The following is a 19,678-nucleotide window of genomic DNA, read 5'->3' on the forward strand; positions in this document are numbered from 1 at the left end:
TTGTAGCAAAAATTGGGTACCGCTATTATTATGCGTGTATTAAAATAGATTTTTAAGACACTGTTAAGTAATTTAATTTTTTATTCCCACTCGATAGTTGCTGGTGGTTTTGAGCTAATGTCATACACGACTCTATTAACCCCTTTCACTTTATTAATAATGTCGTTAGAAACCTTCATCAAGAAATCGTAAGGTAAATGAACCCAGTCCGCAGTCATTCCGTCTGTTGACTCGACCGCTCTAAGTGCTACCACTTTTTCATAAGTACGCTCATCACCCATTACCCCTACACTATTTACAGGAAGCAATATGGCTCCGGCTTGCCATACTTTATCATACAATCCCCAAGATTTAAGACCGTCTATAAAAACCTTATCTACATCTTGTAAAATTTGTACTTTTTCTAAAGTAATATCTCCTAAAATACGAATAGACAATCCAGGTCCTGGAAAAGGATGTCTACCCAATAATTCTGGATCAATACCAAGAGAAGCACCAACTCGTCGTACCTCATCTTTAAAAAGCATACGCAAAGGCTCTACAATTTTTAATTTCATGTAATCAGGTAGTCCACCTACATTGTGATGCGATTTTATTGTTGCCGATGGTCCTTTTACAGAAACCGATTCAATTACATCTGGATATATTGTTCCTTGGGCTAGCCAAGTTACATCTTCAATAAGTTGAGATTCAGCATCGAAAACTTCAATAAAAGCGTTACCAATTGCTTTTCTTTTCAACTCAGGATCAGTAACACCTGCCAAGGCATCATAAAAACGCTGAGAAGCATCTACTCCCTTAACATTCAAACCCATTCCTTCGTATTGATCTAGCACACTCTGAAATTCGTTCTTGCGCAGTAAACCATTATTAACAAAAATACAGTAAAGATTTTTACCTATTGCTTGGTGCAATAAAACAGCCGCTACAGTAGAATCTACTCCACCAGACAGTCCTAATACCACTTTATCATTTCCTACCTTTTCTTTTAACTCAGCAACCATCTCTTCGACAAAGGCTGTTGGAGTAAAGTTCTGAGGAACTTCAGCAATCTTTACCAAGAAATTCTCAAGCATTTTAGAACCATCAGTTGAATGAAACACTTCCGGATGGTACTGAATAGCATAAGTAGTCTCACCTTCAATTTTGTAAGCAGCAAATTCGACATCATGCGTACTTGCTAACTTCACACCATTAGTTGGCAAAGCCTTTATACTATCGCTATGACTCATCCAAACTTGACTATTTAAGTCAACTCCGTCAAAGAAAATTTCATCCTCTTTTATATATGACAAATTAGCTCTACCATATTCTCTCGTATTTGATGCTGCTACTTCTCCACCACTAAAATGGGCTAAGTATTGAGCACCGTAACATACGGCTAACATAGGTAACTTTCCTCTGATTTGAGATAAATCAGGGTGCGGAGCATCCTCTCCTCTTACAGAAAATGGGCTTCCACCTAAAATTACGGCTTTATAACTTGATAAATCACTCGGGAAATGATTGTATGGGAAAATTTCGCAGAATATATTTAATTCGCGAACTCTACGCGCAATAAGCTGTGTGTATTGCGATCCGAAATCTAAAATAAGTACGTTGTGTTGCATGCGCAAAAATACTTTTTATATTTTGAATTGAAAAATTGATTTTTGAAAATTATTATATTTATTTCTGAGTATCTCAATTAATAAAAACAGAGTACCTAAATACAGGTAGTAAAACCACTATTATCAATTTTTCGTATCTTTAAAAAAACAATTTTATAAAATCCAAAAAATTAATATTTCATGAAAACAAAATTCTCTTTATCTATTGTAATACTTATACTTATTTTTAGTTCTTGTAATATAATTGATGATTTATTAACTTTTTCTGTTGACAACCAAACCACATTTAAAATTGCGAGTGGCTTTCCAATTGGGACTGCATTTAGTGTCGTAACTCCGGAAGTGACAACAAATTCCAACTCTACTTTTGAAAATAATAATACGAAAGCAGACTTAGTAAAAGACGTCACATTAACGTCGTTGAAACTAACTATTACTGACCCAACTGCCCAGTCGTTCCACTTTTTAAAATCTGTCACTTTATACATCTCAACTGATGCCAATGACGAAATTGAGTTAGCTTACTTAGATGATATCAATTCGACATCAAACACTATTGATTTAATACCTAGTAACGCTAAATTAGATAAATACATCAAAGCTTCGTCATATAAAATAAGGACTATGGCTGTCTTAAAAGAAACACTAACGCAAGATATAACTATTAAAGCGGACATGAAGTTCAAAGTAACTGCAGATCCTTTTTAATCAAATAAACTAAAACAGGGACGAAGAACAATTACTTTTTTAATAATTTTTATCAATTTTAAGATTCCTTCTATTTACAAAAAATCATAATAAGACCACTAAATTGGCTTTGATAAAAAACGCAATTTTTCTCAGATCCATATGTTTTTTAGTATTTTTACATTTACAATACCACAAAAACGCATTATCAAACTAAACGATTACTAAATAGTCGAGATTGTTGTTTGTGCCAATTAACAAAAACAAATAAACTATTATCTATGAAACTGGAAGAAATGAAACCAATTAGGATTTATCCTAATGAGGAATTTAAAGAAATTATAGTTGAAGATAAATTAAGACTTCGTTATGCCGTTTCTAATAAAGGACGACTAATTAGTTTCGTAAATGATATTAAATTTGGTCGTATACTAAAAGGTGCTCGAGCCGACGGTTACAAAATGTTTCGTTATCCAATAAATAGTGATGGCAAAATAAAAACAAAACATAAATTTATCTCTAAACTTGTTGCAGAACTTTTTATCCCTAAAACTAGTGAAGACCAAACCTACGTCCTGCATTTAGATAGAGTACGCGATAATGATGATTATAGAAATTTAAAATGGGCTACAAGAGAAGAGATGATGGAACATAGTAGAAACAGTCCATTTGTAAAGCAAGCAAGACTGAACCTAATAGAGCATAATCTAAAAGCTGATGGAGCTAAATTAACGGTTACAAAGGTCATGCTAATCAAAAAACTTCTAGCTAAACCAAATCAAACAACAAGATTAAAGATGATTGCCAAACAATTTGGTGTTAGTGAAATGCAAATTAGCCGGATAAAAACGGGTGAAAACTGGAGCCAGGTCAAAATCTAACAAATAATTATTCTTTAATAAAAGTGAATTTAGATTTCACGCCTTTATCGAAGTTATTCCATAAATCAGATAATAATAAATTGCCTTCGGCGTCATAGATGTAAAAAGCACCAGTATTCCCGCCTAAGGTTCCTCGATTCAAAGCTTCTAATTCCAACTTATTTATTCCTTTTTTCAGATCAACCTTTATATCCTTGAAAGTGCTTTCTAGATACAAACTCGGCGCAAGAACTGTACTTATATAGTTGTGTACTATACTTGCCTTTATTAAATCACCATCTATAGCTCCGTAATCCCTTACTCTAATTACTAAACCATTTGACTGCGTTGTAATAACCCCAAAGTCTAAATCCTTTAAATTTAAATAAGAAGTATCTTCCTTCAAACCTTCTTTTACTAAAGATTTATCAATGTTTTTATTCATTTTATCTCTAACAACATCTCCAGGATTGATGAAATCACTCGTTCTTGTCATCGATATAGGGTCAGGATCACCAATTTTAAAATCAGTACTAGGCAATTTTAGTTCTGGTTTTTTGAAAAGATTGGGTGCGATTATATCAGGCTTTTCTGCGGGAATGGGAGCTACAGTTTTCGTTTTAATACCGGTATCTACTGGCGGAATTGATTTAAACTTTTTACCAAACTCCATTTGTGCATTTCCTTTTGCAGCTATGCACATCAAAATAACCAATAGTATGTTTCTCATATTATAATTCTTTGTTGACAATCTACATGCAACAAATATACCAAGCTTTGTATTTAGAAACCAAAAACCTCAGAAAACATTAAAAAAACTTTAACCTTCAAACTTATCTGAAGGTCATTTTTTAATATTTTCTGAGGAATCCATTGCTCCTCTATTTCTGCGAATAAATAGAGGAATAAATAAAAATTCTAAATTATTTACTTTCAGGCTTTTCTATAATTATCGTTGCGATAAAGCCTGTTCCTATATTCCATTTATTATTTGCAATTAAGGCTCCTTGATCATCATATACTTGAAATTCAGCTGTATTTGGCGCTGCAAATCCCTCATTTAGAGCTTCAAAAACAATGCGATTCACCCCTTTTTCAAGTTTTAATTCAAACTCTCTAAAGCTCCCATCTAATACTACTTCATAATCGAGTACTTTATCATTGAAAGATATTCTAATTTTATCGCCATCAAGGTAAGCACCATCTTTGAACTTTACTTTTGCCGTAGTTGATCCTGATTTATAAATACCTAAATCCTGATCTCTGTTATATACTTCAGAAGCTACTATGGGCTCACTTTTAGGTACCTTAAAGTTGTTTTCTGGAATAGGATCTGCTACATAACGCTTTACTATTGGTGGATCAGCCATAGGTTTACTTACAACTTTTGGCTTAACTGGTTTTTCTTTAGCAGGAATCGCTTTAGACTTTGAACTAAATTCTTCTTGAGAATAACCATTTGCAATAGTTCCTATAAACAATCCGCAAAGTAATATTCGATTTAAAGATTTTGTCGACATATAATTCATTATACTTTTTTTTAGTTAGTAAAAGAGTGTGGTAGTTAAAATTAACTAATACTACTTCTATAATTAACTGCGAAAGTTATAAAAAAGTATACTGCAGAGCAAAAATAATAGTTGTTTAAACATCCTTTTAACAAATAAGTACTCTTTTTTCTCTCACAAATTTTATAAATTGCAGAAAAATGTATGTACATCACTAATTTTCAACTAGAGCACAAAACCAACTTATGAAAAGAGAGAATGTTTTAACTGGATCACCATGGGAAGAAAAAATGGGATATTGTAGAGCGGTTCGAATTGGTAATACAATTGAAATTTCTGGCACCGTAGCCATTATAGATGGAGTGTTAGTAAAAGCTACTGATGCTTATGCTCAAACCTATAATATAATTGAACGCGTCGAGAAAGTCTTACAAGATTTAAACGCTTCTTTACAAGATGTTATTAGAACACGTATTTTTACAACAGACATTACCACTTTTGAATCTGTTGCAAAAGCGCATTCAAAGTTTTTTAAAGATATAAAACCTGCAACCGGATTTTATGAAATCAGTAAACTTGTAGCACCAGAATATTTAGTTGAGATCGAATTTACAGCAGTAATTGCCTAATAAGTTTACAGATTATAATACTTTTACAAATAATAAGCTTGTATCTGTACCAGAAAAAATGAATTTAAAAAACTTAAAAGAAGCAGTATTCACTTTATTCAAATGGATTTTCATTTGTATTCTAATAGGTATTCTTTCTGGATCTGCATCTGCTCTATTACTTAGCTCATTAGAGTGGGCAGCACAAATGCGAGAACTTAACCCATGGTTACTGTGGTTGTTACCAATTGGAGGACTAATTATAGGACTTGTATATCATTATTACGGACAAGAAGTAGTAAAAGGAAATAATTTGTTATTGATTGAGTACGCAAAGCCAGAAAAAATAATTCCATTAAGAATGGCTCCCTTTATCCTAGTGGGAACATTTATAACGCATCTTTTTGGCGGTTCTGCTGGCCGTGAGGGAACGGCAGTACAAATGGGAGGTGCCATCGCTGATCAATTCACGAGACTGTTTCAACTTGACTCCTCCGATAGAAAAACGATCATCATTTTAGGAATAAGTGCCGGATTTGCATCTGTTTTTGGTACTCCCCTAGCAGGAGCCCTATTCGCTTTAGAGGTTCTGTATTTTAGTAAATTAAGCCTTAAAAGCATCTTTTTATCCTTTTTTGTAGCCTTTACAGCCTATTTCACAGTAGAAATATGGAGCGTAAAACACACACATTATTTCATTCCAATTGTACCTAACTTTGATAGCATTGTTTTACTATGGACTATAATTATTAGCATCATTTTTGGTTTAACGGCCATGTTATTCTCCAGAAGCACACATTACTGGGGAATACTTTTTAAAAAATCAATTGCATATCCCCCTTTTAGACCATTAGCAGGCGGAATCATTCTAGCTATTGCAATGTACCTTATTGGCACAACAAAATTTATGGGACTAGGAGTGCCCGTGATTGTAGATGCTTTTACAAACCCGAGTAACAACTCTGATTTTCTTCTTAAAATACTCTTTACAGGATTTACTTTAGGTGCAGGATTTAAAGGAGGTGAAGTCACGCCTCTTTTTTTTGTAGGCGCAACCTTAGGCAGTGCTCTCTCCCTTTTTGTACCTCTACCAATCGGATTACTTGCAGGAATGGGATTTGTCGCTGTATTTTCAGGAGCTACGCATACACCATTCGCATGTACAGTAATGGGATTAGAATTGTTTGGATTCGAGAGTGGTCTTTATATTGCACTAGCTTGTTTTATCGCTTATTTTGCCTCCGGGACTAAAGGTATATATCAATCACAAATTGTTAGAGGCCCAAAACATCGATTGTACAAAAAACTTAAATTTATAAAATTAGATAACTTATAAAATTGCATTTCCAATTAAAAAGAATATTATTGTAATATAAATCATACCTTATATTTTATATCGATGGCACTTGGACTACCCGCATCTTTTTTTCAATATATTCCTTTTAATAATTTATCGAAATTAGAATTTCAACACACCGCAATTAGATGTTGCCAAGAATTAAATTGGACAATAATTACTCTAGATGATAATGAAATTATTGCAGAAACGAATCCAGCAAATGGTACTTGGAACGAGAAAATAAAAATCAACTTTCAAGGGAGTGATCCATTGATAATTAGTACTAGTAACGGAAAACAAATTTATGATCGCGGTCGGAACAAATTAAACACCGAAATTTTTTTCGAACAATTTAACATATTTAGAAAAGAAGTACCTACAACAATTGCAACGGATTGTATAATTGATAGTCTAAACGCTTCGAATATAGATGCGTTTCAGAAAAACGAAGCATCAGAGAAAGTTATAACGTCATTTTACTCTCCTTTGTCGATACTAATACCTGTTAAAAACTACTTTATTACACCTATACTTCTTTCAATAAATGGTTTTCTATTTTTTATAATGTTTTTTTCAGGAGTACGCTTTTTCTCTCCTAAAACACAAGATATTATAAGCTGGGGAGGTAACTATGGACCACTTACTATTGATAATGAATGGTGGCGATTATTGAGCAGTTGCTTCATTCACATTGGATTTATACATTTAGTTGCCAACTGCTTTGCACTAGCCTACGTTGGGTTGTTTTTAGAGTCCCATTTAAAAAGAATCACCTACTTATCTCTCTATCTTTTCTGCGGTACAATTGCAAGTTTAACTAGCTTATATTGGAACGACGACTTAGTAAGTGCTGGGGCTTCGGGAGCTATTTTTGGCATGTACGGACTTTTGATTGTATTTCTAACCACCAAAACAATTAGTAAAAAATTAAATTCTAACACTATTTTCTTCATTGTTTTCTTTGTTATAATCAACCTTTTAGGCAGTTTTAAAGAAGGAATAGATGGAGCTGCACACGTGGGCGGTTTTTTAGCAGGAATTATTTTCGGAAGCATATATGTAGTGCTAAAAAACCATAGATCAAGAGCTTTACTACTTATTACAACCATCACTATTACTGCAGTGGTAACAATTGGTTTTTATTGTACACAAAAGAAAATCTACATTTATGACATTCTCGAATACCGAAGCAGAATGCAAGAATTTGTAGATATGGAAAAAATGGCACTTGAGGCTTACAGAAGCTATTCTGGTGACAACAAAGAGGACGTTTTATATATGATTAAAGAAAGAGGAATATATTACTGGGACGAAAATAGTAACCTTATAAAAGAATTAGATCAATTATACCTTCCCAAAAAAATACATGATCAAAATAAGCAACTTATACTCTATTGCTTATTAAGAAAGCAAGTATATCAATTAGGCTATAAAAAAATAAAGGAAAATACTTCTATGTATGACGGTCCAATAGGAGCTTTAAATTATAAAATTGAACGATTACTCAAAGAAATAGAAAAACATCAAAAAGAATAAAATCCTGTTAATCACGAACAATTTTACAGTAAAAAAATGTATTTTCGCAACCTATGAAAATACAAGATATTCAAGCGCTAAAGTCATTATTGGCTGCGCCAAAAAAAATTGCCATCATCCCCCACAGAAGCCCTGATGGAGACGCGATGGGCTCAACATTAGGTTTATACCACTTTCTAAAAAAATACAATCACGAACCTATCGTCATTGCTCCTAACGAATTTCCGGATTTCTTGAGCTGGATACCAGGTTCAGAAACAGTTAAAATATTTGAAAAAGACAAGGAAAACTGTAGCAAAATCTTGGAAGAGGCTGAATTAATTTTTACCCTTGATTTTAATGCTTTGCATCGTGTAGGCGAAATGGAAAAAGTGCTTGAGAAACTCACTGCACCTTTTATAATGATTGACCATCATCAAAAGCCAGATAGTTATGCTGCCTACATGTACTCTGATACCTCGTTTGGTTCAACATGCGAAATGCTATACAATTTTATCAACTTTTTAGGAGAAGGACAAGCTATTGATAAAATCATTGGAACTTGTATTTACACCGGAATATTAACTGATTCTGGGTCATTTAAATTTCCAGGAACGACCGGTAACACCCACCGTATTGTAGCGGACCTAATTGATTTAGGTGTCGAAAACACCCTAATTCCTGCTTTACTTTTTGAAAATAGCTCTTACAATAGGCTTCAACTTCTTGGTCGAGCACTACAAAACATGAAAGTAATACCAGAACACCATACTTCATATATAACTTTGACGCAAGAGGAATTAAATTCTTTCCAACATGTAAAGGGTGACACAGAAGGAATTGTAAATTATGGGTTAAGTATCAAAGGAATTCATTTTACTGCTATCTTTATCGAAAACAAAGACGAAAACATTATCAAAATATCCTTCCGTTCCCAAGGCGGTTTTGACGTAAATCAATTCGCTAGAGATCATTTTAACGGCGGCGGACATCGCAATGCAGCCGGAGGAAAATCAGAATTATCTATGGCAGAAACGATTCATAAATTTGAGGATTTGGTCACTAAAATAACAATCTAAACCAGATGAAACTAACTCATATCCTATTTCCATTTTTAATTATAGCGTTCCTTAGTGGTTGTAAACAATCACAAGAGGCAAGAAGACCTGTTTCTCAGTCCTCTGGTACTTTTATCAAAAAGTCAGTTATTAGGAATAAAAAACTAGTCGCCTCAGAGGAAGACCTTATAAAGGCACTTATCAAAAACTCACCTACAACATCTTATATCCCATCAAAAAAAGGATATTGGTACTCCTATATAACCAAAAATGATGTAGACACTTTGAGTCCTAAAAAAGGAGATATAGCTTTTTTTGATTATGAAATTAAAGATTTAGAGGGCAACATAATCTACTCTGAGTTAGAATTGAGACCACAAGTGTACCGCGTCGATAAACAGGAAATCATGATGGGCTTGCGAGATGGTATAAAATTGATGCACCGCAATGAGAAAGTCAATTTTCTATTTCCCTCGCATATGGGATTTGGCTATCATGGAGACAATAAAGAAATTGGTATAAATCAACCTTTGTCTTGTACAGTTACTTTAAGAGATTTTATGTCTGAAGCAAATTATAAAAAGCAAATAGAACTACGAAATTCAGTTACACCTAGAGACGCAGCTATTCCCACTACCAACAAAAAAACAAATACTGATTCTAAAAAAACACTTCCCAATCAAACAAAAACCAAAGACAGTTTAAAATAAAACTATAATTTATTAATCTTATGAAAAAAAGACTCTTATTAATATTACTTGTCGTTGCTTCATTTTATTCTTGTAAAGAAGAGAATAGTGATTTAGCAGATGGATTATATGCCAAAATTGAAACCAACAAAGGGGAAATTATTGTAGCATTAGATTACTTAAAAGCACCTCTTACAGTAGCAAATTTTGTTTCTTTGGCAGAAGGTCAGAATGATTTTGTGACTAATAAAAACTTAAAAGGGCGTCCTTTTTATGATGGACTGCGCTTTCACCGAGTTATAAAAGACTTCATGATTCAAACTGGAGATCCAATGGGAACTGGATCTGGCGATGCGGGTTATAAATTCAAGGATGAATTTAGTGATTTACGTTTTGACAATGGCGGGGTTTTAGCAATGGCTAACAATGGTCCATCTACAAACAGTAGTCAATTTTTCATCACCCATGTAGCAACGCCTTGGTTAGATGGTAAGCATACTATTTTTGGTCATGTAGTTGGAAACGGAATGGATGTTGTCAACTTAATCGATCAAAATGATTTGATGAAAAAAGTAACAATCATCCGAAAAGGAGAAGCAGCCAAAAAATTCAATGACGTTAAGGTTTTTTATGATTATTTCTCTATTGAAGCTGATAAGCAGCTAAAGCAAGCGGAGATGGAAGAGCAAGGGAAAAAAGAATATGAAGAAAAATATGGTGAAGTTATTCAAGATAAAATAAGTTATTTTGAAGCTTTAAAAAGCAAAGCAAATAAAACTTCCACTGGGCTTAAATATGTAATTACTAAAAAAGGAGAAGGTAAAAAGCCTTCTGCAGGAACAGCACTTTCAATCGCATATGCCGGTTTTCTTAAAGATGGCACCATGTTTGACACAAGCATTGAAGATGTAGCAAAAACTTTTGGAAAACACGATCAACAACGTGCAGCACAAGGTGGATACGAACCGATTCCGTTTCAAGCAGGCAAAAAAGATGGAATGATTCCTGGTTTTATAGAAGGAATTGAGCAGATGTCTTTTGGTGATAAAGCCATCTTATTTATTCCGTCGCATTTAGCGTATGGCGCTGGAGGTGCAGGAAATGTTATACCACCTTATTCTGATATTATTTTCGAAGTAGAGTTACTTGAAAAAAAATAAACCTAAATCATACTAGAATTTAATTTAAAAAAAATGAAATTAAAATTTTTATTTATTGCCCTATTGGCTATTTGCAACCTCCATGCGCAGGACACAACTAAAAAAAAGCCAGCTACTACAGTTGCAAAGAAAACAGCTGTTGAAGAAGGAATATTTGCTACTATTTCTACAAGTAAAGGAGACATTACCGTAATGCTGGAGTATGTAAAAACACCTGTAACAGTAGCTCATTTTATTTCAATTGCTGAAGGAAAAAACACTTTTGTAACAGAACCAAAGTTGAAAGGAAAACCATTCTATGATGGACTTGTATTTCATCGTGTTATTAAAGATTTCATGATTCAAACAGGTGATCCTACAGGTTCTGGTTCAGGAGGAACAAGTTATTCCTTTAAGGATGAATTTATATCTGATTTAAAATTTAATAAAGGCGGGATTTTGGCAATGGCAAACTCAGGACCAGCATCTAATTCTAGTCAGTTCTTCATAACACACAAGGATACACCTTGGTTAAATGGCAAACACACTATTTTTGGTCATGTTACTGCTGGGATGGATGTTGTTAATAGCATTACTCAAGGAGATGTGATGACGAAAGTTACGATTATTAGAAAAGGCGCTGCAGCAAAGAAATTTGATGCTGTAAAAACATTTGCAGATTACTACAATAACAAAGAAGGTGATGCTAAAAAACAAGCGGCAATAGCTGCTGAAGCAGAAAAAATAGAAAATGCTAAATACGCTTCGGTAATTGCTAAAAAATTAGCTTATTTTACTGAAATGAAAGCGACAGCTACTACTACTGAATCTGGTCTAACATATAAAGTAGTAAAAACAGAGAACGGAATCAAGCCTGTTGACGGTTCTACATTTTATTTTCATTACGCTGGCTATTTTGAAGACGGAACACTCTTTGACAGTAGTTACGAGGAAGTAAACAAAGAATACGGTAAATTTGATGCCAATAGAGCAATGCAAAACGGATACAAGGCTTTCCCTTTCCAAGCTGGTAAAAAAGATGGAATGATTCCCGGTTTTATAGAAGGATTAAGTCTTATCAATTATGGCGATAAAGTATTACTTTTTCTTCCTGCTAAGCTTGCTTACGGAGAAAGAGGCGCAGGAGGTGTAATACCCCCTAACGCTAATTTAATTTTTGAAATTGAAATGTTCGAGAAACCCACAACAAATTAATAAAGAACGCATCTTAATTGATTTAAATAGAGAATCCCAATACATGGTTATGTACTGGGATTCTCTTATTTATTGAAGTTTCTTAGAGAGTTTAGCTCTTAAACTTCCAATCGAACTCATCTTTTTGATTAATGATAGCACCAATCTCAAATTTTACAACTTCCTCGAATTCCGTTTGTAAAATGATCCAGTTTTCTTCATTGAAATAGTTTTCAAAGGTATCAAACTCCTCTTGCGTAAATTTAATAACTCCCTTCGCAGAAAGATCTTTTTTAACATCGGCTATTTGTCTACCAATAACTTTAGTTCCAAATAAATCTAAATCAGCACTTGAAGCAACCATGTATCCTAATTTTAGATCTTCTTCTTGGTAGAAGGTCAACCGTATTTTTAGTTTATTGTAGGCATAAATTACGTTATCATCTTCATCCTTATAATTTCTATCTGGCTTACCATAGATGGCAGTAACATCCTTTTGCTTCATCCCGAAAATGAGTTTATCAATTCCGTTTTTCAAATTTATTTTCATTTGCTTGTATTTTTTACAAAGTTCGCAAAGTTTTAATAAACTAAGCTATGTTATTTATTCATTATTTTCAAAATTACTTCTAGAGCTATTATTCTTTTATGAAATCAAACGAGCTAATAATTGATGTTTAATCGTACTAAACCACTCTTCTTTGAGAATACTTAGTATAATACTATCTCGTCGTAATTCACTGCCTAAAATGGGCATATGATTCCGTAATATTCCTTCAACCGTGCAACCAATACTTTTCATAGCGGCTATACTCGCAAGATTACTATTATCAGCTCTAAACTCGATGCGTTCTATTCCCATGGTTTCAAAAGCAAATTGTAACAATAAGAATTTACAATTTTTATTTAATAGCGTTCCCCTAAAATCTTTTCCATACCATGTATAACCTATACAAAGTGTTTTATGAGAAAGGTTAATATCATAAAAGCGTGTGCTTCCCGCATATTTAGCTGATTTTTTATCGAAAACGATAAAAGGAAATTCGGATTTATTTGCTTTTCCTTTTAATGCTAGTTGAATGTATTTTTCAAGATTTTCTTTTCCGTTAGCCCGAATTAGCGAAAACTGCCATGTATCAGGCTCGTTAATAGAAAATTCTAAAAGATTTTCTACATCTGAACTCAAAAGTGGACGAAGCAAAACAGATTCATTTTCTAAAACCAAATCTGGGAAAGAGTCAAAAGTTATCTGCATCGTACATTTACTACTAAAACTTTAGAATACTATTAGAACAATACTAACTTAACTGCATCTACTCCTCCTCATACATTTCGTCATAACGTGCAGGAATTTGTGGATCGTAAAGCGGACATTTGAATTCTTCCATTATCCCAACTAAGGTATCCATAGTTTTCCCTGCTGTACCGTAACAATCAATTTGAACACTTTGCGAAGTAGTGCGTACATGAAAGGCACCTACTCCAGTCGTGTTTTTCCAGCTTGAGTCGTCTACTTTTTCCCATTTGGCAAAAACGGTTGCTATCCTATTGCGAATAAATTGAATAGGCAGCTCTTCCAGACCTTGAACAGATGGTTCTACTTCTAAAGCCTCGTAAACTTCTTGATGGTTCAAATACACCTCGTCTAAGTATTTCCAAAACAGTAATTCGTACATAGTGTTTGCTTTTTTATAACAGATAATATCTTAATTTTTCTACTACTTTAAGTTAGCCGCAATAATATTAAAAATCCTTTTCTGCCGGTTCCGATAGTTATTGGTACAGAATAAAAGATTGCAGCAGAAGGGGGGATTAACTCCTAGAAAAATTAATATTCAAAAGTTCCATACTCACTTGTTATAGTCAGTTTTTTAGTGGTAGCAGCTTCTACCCTTCCTACGATGCGAGCATCTACATTGAATGATTTGGAAATAGCTATAATATCCTGTGCAACGGCCTCAGGAACGTACAATTCCATACGGTGACCACAGTTAAAAACTTGATACATCTCCTTCCAGTCTGTTTTGGATTGCCCTTGAATAAGCTGGAACAAAGGTGGAATTGGAAATAAATTGTCTTTTATAATATGTAAGTTTTCTACAAAATGTAAAATTTTAGTTTGCGCACCACCACTACAATGCACCATTCCGTGTATTTCGTTCGATGTGTATTTATCTAAAATTTGCTTGATAATTGGCGCATAGGTTCGAGTTGGTGAGAGGACTAACTGTCCTGCATCAATAGGAGAATTAGCCACTGCATCAGTCAAATTTATTTGACCCGAATAAATTAGCTCTTCTGGAACTGCAGCATCGAAACTTTCAGGATATTTGGTGGCTAAATATTTACCAAAGACATCATGACGAGCAGATGTAAGTCCGTTACTTCCCATTCCGCCATTATAACTTTTTTCGTAAGTTGCTTGTCCGAAAGATTCTAAACCCACGATTACGTCACCTGCTTGAATATTTGCGTTATCGATCACTTTTGAACGTTTCATACGTGCTGTAACAGTTGAATCGACGATAATCGTACGAACAATATCACCTACATCAGCTGTCTCACCACCAGTGGAATGAATGGTTACCCCAAAAGTGGCTAACTCTTTTATTAATTCCTCAGTCCCATTGATTATTGCTGAAATCACCTCAGCAGTTATTAGATTTTTATTCCTACCTATGGTGGAGGAAAGTAAAATATTATCGGTTGCTCCCACACATAATAGGTCATCGATATTCATGATTAAGGCATCTTGTGCAATACCTTTCCACACAGAAATATCTCCTGTTTCCTTCCAATACATGTACGCTAATGAGGATTTTGTTCCTGCTCCATCTGCGTGCATAATCAAGCAATAGTCATCATCCTGCGTTAAATAATCAGGGACAATTTTACAAAATGCTTGAGGAAATAATCCTTTGTCTATATTTTTTATGGCATTATGCACATCTTCCTTTGATGCCGAAACACCGCGCTGTGCATATCTTTTTGAAGTATCTAAACTCATGTAGTGTAGTTGTGTTGGCTGTTTTTAGACAACCGGGTTGTGCGGCAAATATACAAATTTGATTTAGGAATCAGAACTAAGAATTTAGGATTATTAACACTATTTTTGAATCACTAAAATCTCGACTCTCCTATTTGCCACTCGCTCTGCTTCATTTTTTTCGGGTAATGCATACAGGGGTTTGCTGCTTCCAAAACCGCGGTGCCCTAATCTCGAAGTTGCAATACCATTTCTAATTAAATAATCAAAAACGAACTTTGATCTACGGTAGGATAGTTTTACATCATTAGGATCACTATTACAGCATATATGACCATAAATATTGATCTTTAATTGGGCGTTCCTTTTCAATGCTTCCAACAAGCTAGATAGTACTGGCTCCGATTCAGTCACTATTTTTTCTGAATTAAAGTAAAAGTTCAAATTTTGAATCTGAACTAAATCACCAACTTTAGCATTTTCTAATTGATTAAGAATCGAACTGTCTTCGAGCTTTGCAGTAGGTTTCTTTTCTTGCGGTTTTGTTGCTTCTTGTCCTGCAGTAGAAGAATTACTATTTTCCATCTTAGCTTCAAACGATTGGTAATAGACTATCACTTTTCGGTTTTCACTTTGAATCTTTGCTTGATCAAAATTCTCACCTATTGCGCCAATGACGAGTTTATCATCAAGTTTTACAGCATTGCTTTGTAATAATGCAAGAACAGCATTTATTCTGCGAGACGCCAATAATTCATTATATTTATTTGTATCAATACTATCGCAATATCCTTCAATTTTTAGAATAGTTACTTGATTGGATTGTTTGATCCAATTATCAAAAGCTACAATCGATTTCTTATTAACAACATCTTTATTGAAATCAAAAAATAATTGAAGTTTTTCCTGTCCAAAGGTAGAAATGAAACCAAATAAAAGAAACAGAGTAAAGTTTAATTTCATGAGATGCTTTTGTTTTTAGAACGAAAAAATTACAGAAGTAGTATATTAAAATCTGTTGAGACCTGCTAAATTAATTATAAAGTTCGTCTTAACGTTTCAATAGTATTGAAAATGCCAAGTATACTATTGTAGTATAAAACAAAAAAATACCCAGTCACTGTTGCTGGGTATTTTTTGAACTAATTTTTTATACTTGAGAACTATCTATTCCCAATCTGGCATGAAAAAACCTGTAAATAGAATTTCTCTTCTAAAGGTTAATACATTCGTAGGGACTAACTCCATTTTTGTAATGAATTTTTCAGAAATACCATCATTAGAGGTATTCACAAAAATGATCTCAGCTTCATTAGGTGCGTACCGTACGTCCAAGTCATTTGTTCCAGCAATTTTTTCTGTTGATATTTGTGTACTAAAACCGGTATTAAAATTGAACTCATAAATGCGTGTGTCAAGTTGTCTATAGGATGGATTTTCGTAACCGGAAATATCGTATGTGTACAATAATTTTTCACCCGTTACTGACAAATTCAAACCTCCAAAAGCACCATTCTGTCCAGACAGTACAGTCGAAATCACGACACCCGCAGAATTAATTATATAAATTTCACAATTATATCCTTGGCTATCGTTTACTTTTATGGCAATTTTAGAACCGTCGTTACTCCAGTCGCATTCTGAAATAAATTTACCATTTGGTGTTTGAAATATTTTTCTAAGTCCGCTCCCTGAACTATTTATTTCATACAATTTATCAAAATTAGGATAAATTATTTTATCACCAGAGGCATTCCATGAAAAACCGATATGATCTGAGTTAAATCCTGCGATAGGAATAGTATTTGTTACTTTAGTTTTACTAGAACCATCGGAATTCATGGTGTAGATATGATTTTGGCCTCCACTTGATTGAATAAAAGCAATCTTACCTGACTGAATATTTTTTCTTGGTCGCCAGCTATTATTCTCAGAATTGGTAATCTGGTAAGTGTTTTTGTCAGTATCAGCTGCGAATATGACATTATTATTATTCACTTTTTTCACCATCAAGTACCGTGTATTAGGGAATGAAACCGTTGAAAAAGTAAAAACAGCACTCAAAACAGCCGTGCTCTTCGCATCTGTAACTGAGACCTGCCATAAATATTTAGTATCAAATAATAAACCAGTTAACTCTAACTCTTTAACCTTGATATCAGAAAAAACAGCGACGGTAGTATTCTTATTATTACGCACCGTTACCTCATAGGTGAGTGCATCATCATTCGTATCCGTTGATTCCCATTGCAATTTTGTTGTCAAATTTTGACCAATCGCATTATCTAATGGCGCTACTGCAGATGGAGCAGTTGGAGCGACGTTGACACCAGAATTTTTTGACAACTCAAAGACAACCTCACTATTTAAATCCTTATTAACCGTAACGGATTCAAACTTTGTTAAAAAAGCATCTTTCTGAGCTTGAAGAGCATATTCCCCAACCTTGACATTAGTAATCGTAAATTTCCCTTCTGCATCTGTAAAAACTATACTAGAGGTAGGACTTGAAAATATCTTCACATTCTCTAAGGGACTAAAGGTATCTCCTGTAACAACTTTCCCAGAGATCGATCCGTATACTTCTGTACTACCATCTATTTTATCTTCACTACACCCTATAAAAAGAGAAAAAATGATTAGAAAAAATATAATTTTTATGTGTTTCATCTGTCTTTGAATTAAATTATTGCTGATAATATTTTCCCCTACTTTTTATTTTTTTTCCCGAAATAAAAATTCAATCCTATTCCAAACATGTAGTAGTTATCTCCTCGTACCCCAACTTTTGTTAAATCGAGATTATCATTAAAATTAATATTGTATTCTGCAAAAGCTTTTATTCCTATGTTATTTGAAACTAAATACTCAAGTCCGGTTCCGAACTGTGTTTTTCCATACAAGGTCGAGAAATCGCTGCGACCACCAAGCCCAAAGCCCCCATAAATAAATGGAGTAAAAGAATCTCTAGGTAATATGATCCATTCTCCATTTAAATCGAAGGAAACAAAACCGCCGTAGGGCTTATTTTCATTTGCTAACCTCATGGCGCTTCCTGCAGCAGAAATAGCAAGGCTAGGAGTAACAAACAGCCTTATTGCTGCTTTACCGAATGGTTTTAATACAGGATTCGAATAATCGCCATCCATTAAAGAAGCACCACCGCTAATCTCTATGCCCATTTTTGCTCTTTTTGGCTGAAAATCTCTATTATATAGTTTAGATCCATCTGCAACATCATTTTCCGCTTTATAAGCCGCTAGTAAAGTATCAACGTCAGCCTTTGGATCCTCTGTCTCTAAAATTCCGTCTTTAATACCTTCTAAAACTATAGATTGCACTGCTTTTTCAATAGCTTCTGTTACAGCCATCTGAATTGGCTCATTAGTCGTATATCCAGTTTCTACTTCTAGAAGCCTTTTAAAGTTTACATATCTAAATAGACTTTGATCTATAGCTTGGGAAAGAATAGTTTTAGAAACATACACCGAATTTAGAATTTTACCATTTGAAGTTGATACCATCCTTAAATAGACAGTTACTCTATCTTGTCTGTATTTTAAAGAACCACCGGCTCCAAAATATCGAGCTCCAAATCCTCCAGTAATAATATTAGAATCGTAGGATATTATACCACCCTCTAATAAAACTCCTGCGTACAATAAAGGTGTTAACTGAGATTCATTAGGATCACTATTTTTTATGTATTCTTGTCTGGTCGAGCGAATAAGATTTCGTTCTTGCAGTAAATTACCAATATTCTCTCTTTCTATAGGAATAAACCATTTAGAATCTTCAAGTGCCTTTAACAAAATTGAAGTAGCACCCTGAGTAACAGCAGTACTAAAACTACTACCATTTTCTAGAGGTTTGTATTGTCCTGTTTGATCTCTGAACTTATAAACACCCACAACAACCTGCTGTTTAGGTTTGGGTAATTGTTTAAGTGCTGAAGTGGCAGGTGTTCCTTCACCAATAATTGCTTTTTCAATCCCAGTGGGCTGATTATAAAATGCCGTACAACTTGATAATATGAACAGTAGAACTATCGTAAAGTAGGTATAGATTTTCATACTATTTGTTTGGGATAATTACTTGAGTTTTTTCTCCAGTTTTAGTATCTAAGATATTTAATGATAAACCATCAGCAGTAGGATAAATATCAATAGAGTAACTACCAAAAGTGTAAGATCCTTGTGCAAGCCCATCTGTACCAAATTGTTGACGGTATAGCAAGCTTGAAATTTGACTCAATAATTGCGCATCTAAACTTTCTTTAAAACGCTGTAATTCTGTTTTCTCAGCTCCGGCAGTTATCTTCTCGGTAAATTTATTTTGATTCTCAGCACTGCTCATTAGCCATTGGTAGTTAAAAGTTTCTCCACCAAATGCAGGATTTATAGGTTTATAAACCAGTGCCTGCGATTGCGCAGCTACGGAACAAATGAAAACCATAGCCAAAATAACGATTTGCTTTTTCATAAC

General features: G+C 34.0%; 20 protein-coding genes. 9 read left to right on the forward strand and 11 right to left on the reverse strand.

What is annotated here, in order from left to right:
- Positions 1-80: 80 nt before the first annotated feature.
- A complete protein-coding gene (guaA, locus tag H8R22_RS06895) occupies positions 81-1,610 on the reverse strand; it encodes a glutamine-hydrolyzing GMP synthase (RefSeq protein WP_187009723.1) in 1,530 nt (509 codons plus the stop codon).
- A 180-nt stretch (positions 1,611-1,790) separates the two neighbouring features.
- Here guaA and H8R22_RS06900 point away from each other — a divergent pair, with 180 nt between their 5' ends.
- Positions 1,791-2,318, forward strand: coding sequence for a hypothetical protein (locus H8R22_RS06900; protein ID WP_187009724.1), 528 nt, complete (start codon positions 1,791-1,793; stop codon positions 2,316-2,318).
- Between the two features lie 260 nt (positions 2,319-2,578).
- The gene (locus H8R22_RS06905; RefSeq protein ID WP_225875999.1) at positions 2,579-3,178 is read left to right on the forward strand and encodes a hypothetical protein; all 600 of its coding nucleotides are present in this window, start codon (positions 2,579-2,581) and stop codon (positions 3,176-3,178) included.
- Positions 3,179-3,185: 7 nt separating this feature from the next.
- Here the strand turns inward: H8R22_RS06905 and H8R22_RS06910 are convergent, their stop codons facing one another.
- On the reverse strand, positions 3,186-3,887 hold the full coding sequence (locus H8R22_RS06910) for a hypothetical protein (protein ID WP_187009725.1): 702 nt from the start codon (positions 3,885-3,887) through the stop codon (positions 3,186-3,188).
- 193 nt (positions 3,888-4,080) lie between these two features.
- Positions 4,081-4,686 (reverse strand): hypothetical protein, encoded by a 606-nt coding sequence (locus H8R22_RS06915; protein ID WP_187009726.1) that lies wholly within the window; start codon positions 4,684-4,686, stop codon positions 4,081-4,083.
- A gap of 224 nt (positions 4,687-4,910) precedes the next feature.
- Here H8R22_RS06915 and H8R22_RS06920 point away from each other — a divergent pair, with 224 nt between their 5' ends.
- The 7 genes from H8R22_RS06920 (at position 4,911) to H8R22_RS06950 (ending at position 12,228) form a co-directional block, all read left to right on the forward strand.
- Positions 4,911-5,294 carry a RidA family protein gene (locus H8R22_RS06920; RefSeq protein WP_187009727.1) on the forward strand — a complete coding sequence of 128 codons (384 nt, stop codon included), beginning with the start codon at positions 4,911-4,913 and terminating at the stop codon, positions 5,292-5,294.
- Positions 5,295-5,352: 58 nt separating this feature from the next.
- A complete protein-coding gene (locus tag H8R22_RS06925) occupies positions 5,353-6,609 on the forward strand; it encodes a chloride channel protein (RefSeq protein ID WP_187009728.1) in 1,257 nt (418 codons plus the stop codon).
- A gap of 63 nt (positions 6,610-6,672) precedes the next feature.
- On the forward strand, positions 6,673-8,148 hold the full coding sequence (locus tag H8R22_RS06930; RefSeq protein ID WP_187009729.1) for a rhomboid family intramembrane serine protease: 1,476 nt from the start codon (positions 6,673-6,675) through the stop codon (positions 8,146-8,148).
- Between the two features lie 53 nt (positions 8,149-8,201).
- Positions 8,202-9,206, forward strand: coding sequence for a DHH family phosphoesterase (locus H8R22_RS06935; protein WP_187009730.1), 1,005 nt, complete (start codon positions 8,202-8,204; stop codon positions 9,204-9,206).
- Between the two features lie 5 nt (positions 9,207-9,211).
- On the forward strand, positions 9,212-9,895 hold the full coding sequence (gene gldI / locus H8R22_RS06940) for a gliding motility-associated peptidyl-prolyl isomerase GldI (RefSeq protein ID WP_187009731.1): 684 nt from the start codon (positions 9,212-9,214) through the stop codon (positions 9,893-9,895).
- A gap of 20 nt (positions 9,896-9,915) precedes the next feature.
- On the forward strand, positions 9,916-11,034 hold the full coding sequence (locus tag H8R22_RS06945; protein WP_187009732.1) for a peptidylprolyl isomerase: 1,119 nt from the start codon (positions 9,916-9,918) through the stop codon (positions 11,032-11,034).
- 33 nt (positions 11,035-11,067) lie between these two features.
- On the forward strand, positions 11,068-12,228 hold the full coding sequence (locus tag H8R22_RS06950; RefSeq protein ID WP_187009733.1) for a peptidylprolyl isomerase: 1,161 nt from the start codon (positions 11,068-11,070) through the stop codon (positions 12,226-12,228).
- Between the two features lie 91 nt (positions 12,229-12,319).
- Here H8R22_RS06950 and H8R22_RS06955 read toward each other — a convergent pair whose 3' ends face one another.
- The 8 genes from H8R22_RS06955 to H8R22_RS06990 all read right to left on the reverse strand — a co-directional run bounded on the left by H8R22_RS06955 (position 12,320) and on the right by H8R22_RS06990 (position 19,675).
- Entirely contained in the window at positions 12,320-12,757 is a 438-nt protein-coding gene (locus H8R22_RS06955; protein WP_187009734.1) for a hypothetical protein, read from the reverse strand.
- 96 nt (positions 12,758-12,853) lie between these two features.
- Positions 12,854-13,462: a GNAT family N-acetyltransferase gene (locus H8R22_RS06960; protein ID WP_187009735.1), complete on the reverse strand. Its 609-nt coding sequence runs from the start codon at positions 13,460-13,462 to the stop codon at positions 12,854-12,856.
- Between the two features lie 58 nt (positions 13,463-13,520).
- Positions 13,521-13,883 carry a hypothetical protein gene (locus H8R22_RS06965; protein WP_187009736.1) on the reverse strand — a complete coding sequence of 121 codons (363 nt, stop codon included), beginning with the start codon at positions 13,881-13,883 and terminating at the stop codon, positions 13,521-13,523.
- A 152-nt stretch (positions 13,884-14,035) separates the two neighbouring features.
- Positions 14,036-15,214 carry an AIR synthase related protein gene (locus H8R22_RS06970; RefSeq protein WP_187009737.1) on the reverse strand — a complete coding sequence of 393 codons (1,179 nt, stop codon included), beginning with the start codon at positions 15,212-15,214 and terminating at the stop codon, positions 14,036-14,038.
- 99 nt (positions 15,215-15,313) lie between these two features.
- A complete protein-coding gene (locus tag H8R22_RS06975) occupies positions 15,314-16,156 on the reverse strand; it encodes an OmpA family protein (RefSeq protein ID WP_187009738.1) in 843 nt (280 codons plus the stop codon).
- Positions 16,157-16,360: 204 nt separating this feature from the next.
- Positions 16,361-17,863 (reverse strand): carboxypeptidase-like regulatory domain-containing protein, encoded by a 1,503-nt coding sequence (locus tag H8R22_RS06980; protein ID WP_187009739.1) that lies wholly within the window; start codon positions 17,861-17,863, stop codon positions 16,361-16,363.
- Between the two features lie 38 nt (positions 17,864-17,901).
- Complete coding sequence (locus tag H8R22_RS06985; protein ID WP_187009740.1) at positions 17,902-19,266, reverse strand: CsgG/HfaB family protein; 1,365 nt, start codon at positions 19,264-19,266, stop codon at positions 17,902-17,904.
- A gap of 1 nt (position 19,267) precedes the next feature.
- Positions 19,268-19,675 (reverse strand): curli production assembly/transport component CsgF, encoded by a 408-nt coding sequence (locus H8R22_RS06990; RefSeq protein ID WP_187009741.1) that lies wholly within the window; start codon positions 19,673-19,675, stop codon positions 19,268-19,270.
- Positions 19,676-19,678 lie beyond the last annotated feature (3 nt).

The organism is Flavobacterium kayseriense, assembly GCF_014305095.1.
Classification (GTDB): Bacteria; Bacteroidota; Bacteroidia; order Flavobacteriales; family Flavobacteriaceae; genus Flavobacterium; species Flavobacterium kayseriense.

What these genes read in the sequence shown, in the direction of transcription:
- H8R22_RS06980 (WP_187009739.1), bottom strand. Translation starts at nt 17,863, where the DNA reads ATGAAACACATAAAAATTATATTTTTTCTAATCATTTTTTCTCTTTTT.
- H8R22_RS06925 (WP_187009728.1), top strand. Translation starts at nt 5,353, where the DNA reads ATGAATTTAAAAAACTTAAAAGAAGCAGTATTCACTTTATTCAAATGG.
- H8R22_RS06920 (WP_187009727.1), top strand. Translation starts at nt 4,911, where the DNA reads ATGAAAAGAGAGAATGTTTTAACTGGATCACCATGGGAAGAAAAAATG.
- H8R22_RS06935 (WP_187009730.1), top strand. Translation starts at nt 8,202, where the DNA reads ATGAAAATACAAGATATTCAAGCGCTAAAGTCATTATTGGCTGCGCCA.
- H8R22_RS06975 (WP_187009738.1), bottom strand. Translation starts at nt 16,156, where the DNA reads ATGAAATTAAACTTTACTCTGTTTCTTTTATTTGGTTTCATTTCTACC.
- H8R22_RS06950 (WP_187009733.1), top strand. Translation starts at nt 11,068, where the DNA reads ATGAAATTAAAATTTTTATTTATTGCCCTATTGGCTATTTGCAACCTC.
- H8R22_RS06970 (WP_187009737.1), bottom strand. Translation starts at nt 15,214, where the DNA reads ATGAGTTTAGATACTTCAAAAAGATATGCACAGCGCGGTGTTTCGGCA.
- gldI (WP_187009731.1), top strand. Translation starts at nt 9,212, where the DNA reads ATGAAACTAACTCATATCCTATTTCCATTTTTAATTATAGCGTTCCTT.
- H8R22_RS06985 (WP_187009740.1), bottom strand. Translation starts at nt 19,266, where the DNA reads ATGAAAATCTATACCTACTTTACGATAGTTCTACTGTTCATATTATCA.
- H8R22_RS06900 (WP_187009724.1), top strand. Translation starts at nt 1,791, where the DNA reads ATGAAAACAAAATTCTCTTTATCTATTGTAATACTTATACTTATTTTT.
- H8R22_RS06960 (WP_187009735.1), bottom strand. Translation starts at nt 13,462, where the DNA reads ATGCAGATAACTTTTGACTCTTTCCCAGATTTGGTTTTAGAAAATGAA.
- H8R22_RS06955 (WP_187009734.1), bottom strand. Translation starts at nt 12,757, where the DNA reads ATGAAAATAAATTTGAAAAACGGAATTGATAAACTCATTTTCGGGATG.
- H8R22_RS06915 (WP_187009726.1), bottom strand. Translation starts at nt 4,686, where the DNA reads ATGAATTATATGTCGACAAAATCTTTAAATCGAATATTACTTTGCGGA.
- guaA (WP_187009723.1), bottom strand. Translation starts at nt 1,610, where the DNA reads ATGCAACACAACGTACTTATTTTAGATTTCGGATCGCAATACACACAG.
- H8R22_RS06905 (WP_225875999.1), top strand. Translation starts at nt 2,579, where the DNA reads ATGAAACTGGAAGAAATGAAACCAATTAGGATTTATCCTAATGAGGAA.
- H8R22_RS06965 (WP_187009736.1), bottom strand. Translation starts at nt 13,883, where the DNA reads ATGTACGAATTACTGTTTTGGAAATACTTAGACGAGGTGTATTTGAAC.
- H8R22_RS06990 (WP_187009741.1), bottom strand. Translation starts at nt 19,675, where the DNA reads ATGAAAAAGCAAATCGTTATTTTGGCTATGGTTTTCATTTGTTCCGTA.
- H8R22_RS06930 (WP_187009729.1), top strand. Translation starts at nt 6,673, where the DNA reads ATGGCACTTGGACTACCCGCATCTTTTTTTCAATATATTCCTTTTAAT.
- H8R22_RS06945 (WP_187009732.1), top strand. Translation starts at nt 9,916, where the DNA reads ATGAAAAAAAGACTCTTATTAATATTACTTGTCGTTGCTTCATTTTAT.
- H8R22_RS06910 (WP_187009725.1), bottom strand. Translation starts at nt 3,887, where the DNA reads ATGAGAAACATACTATTGGTTATTTTGATGTGCATAGCTGCAAAAGGA.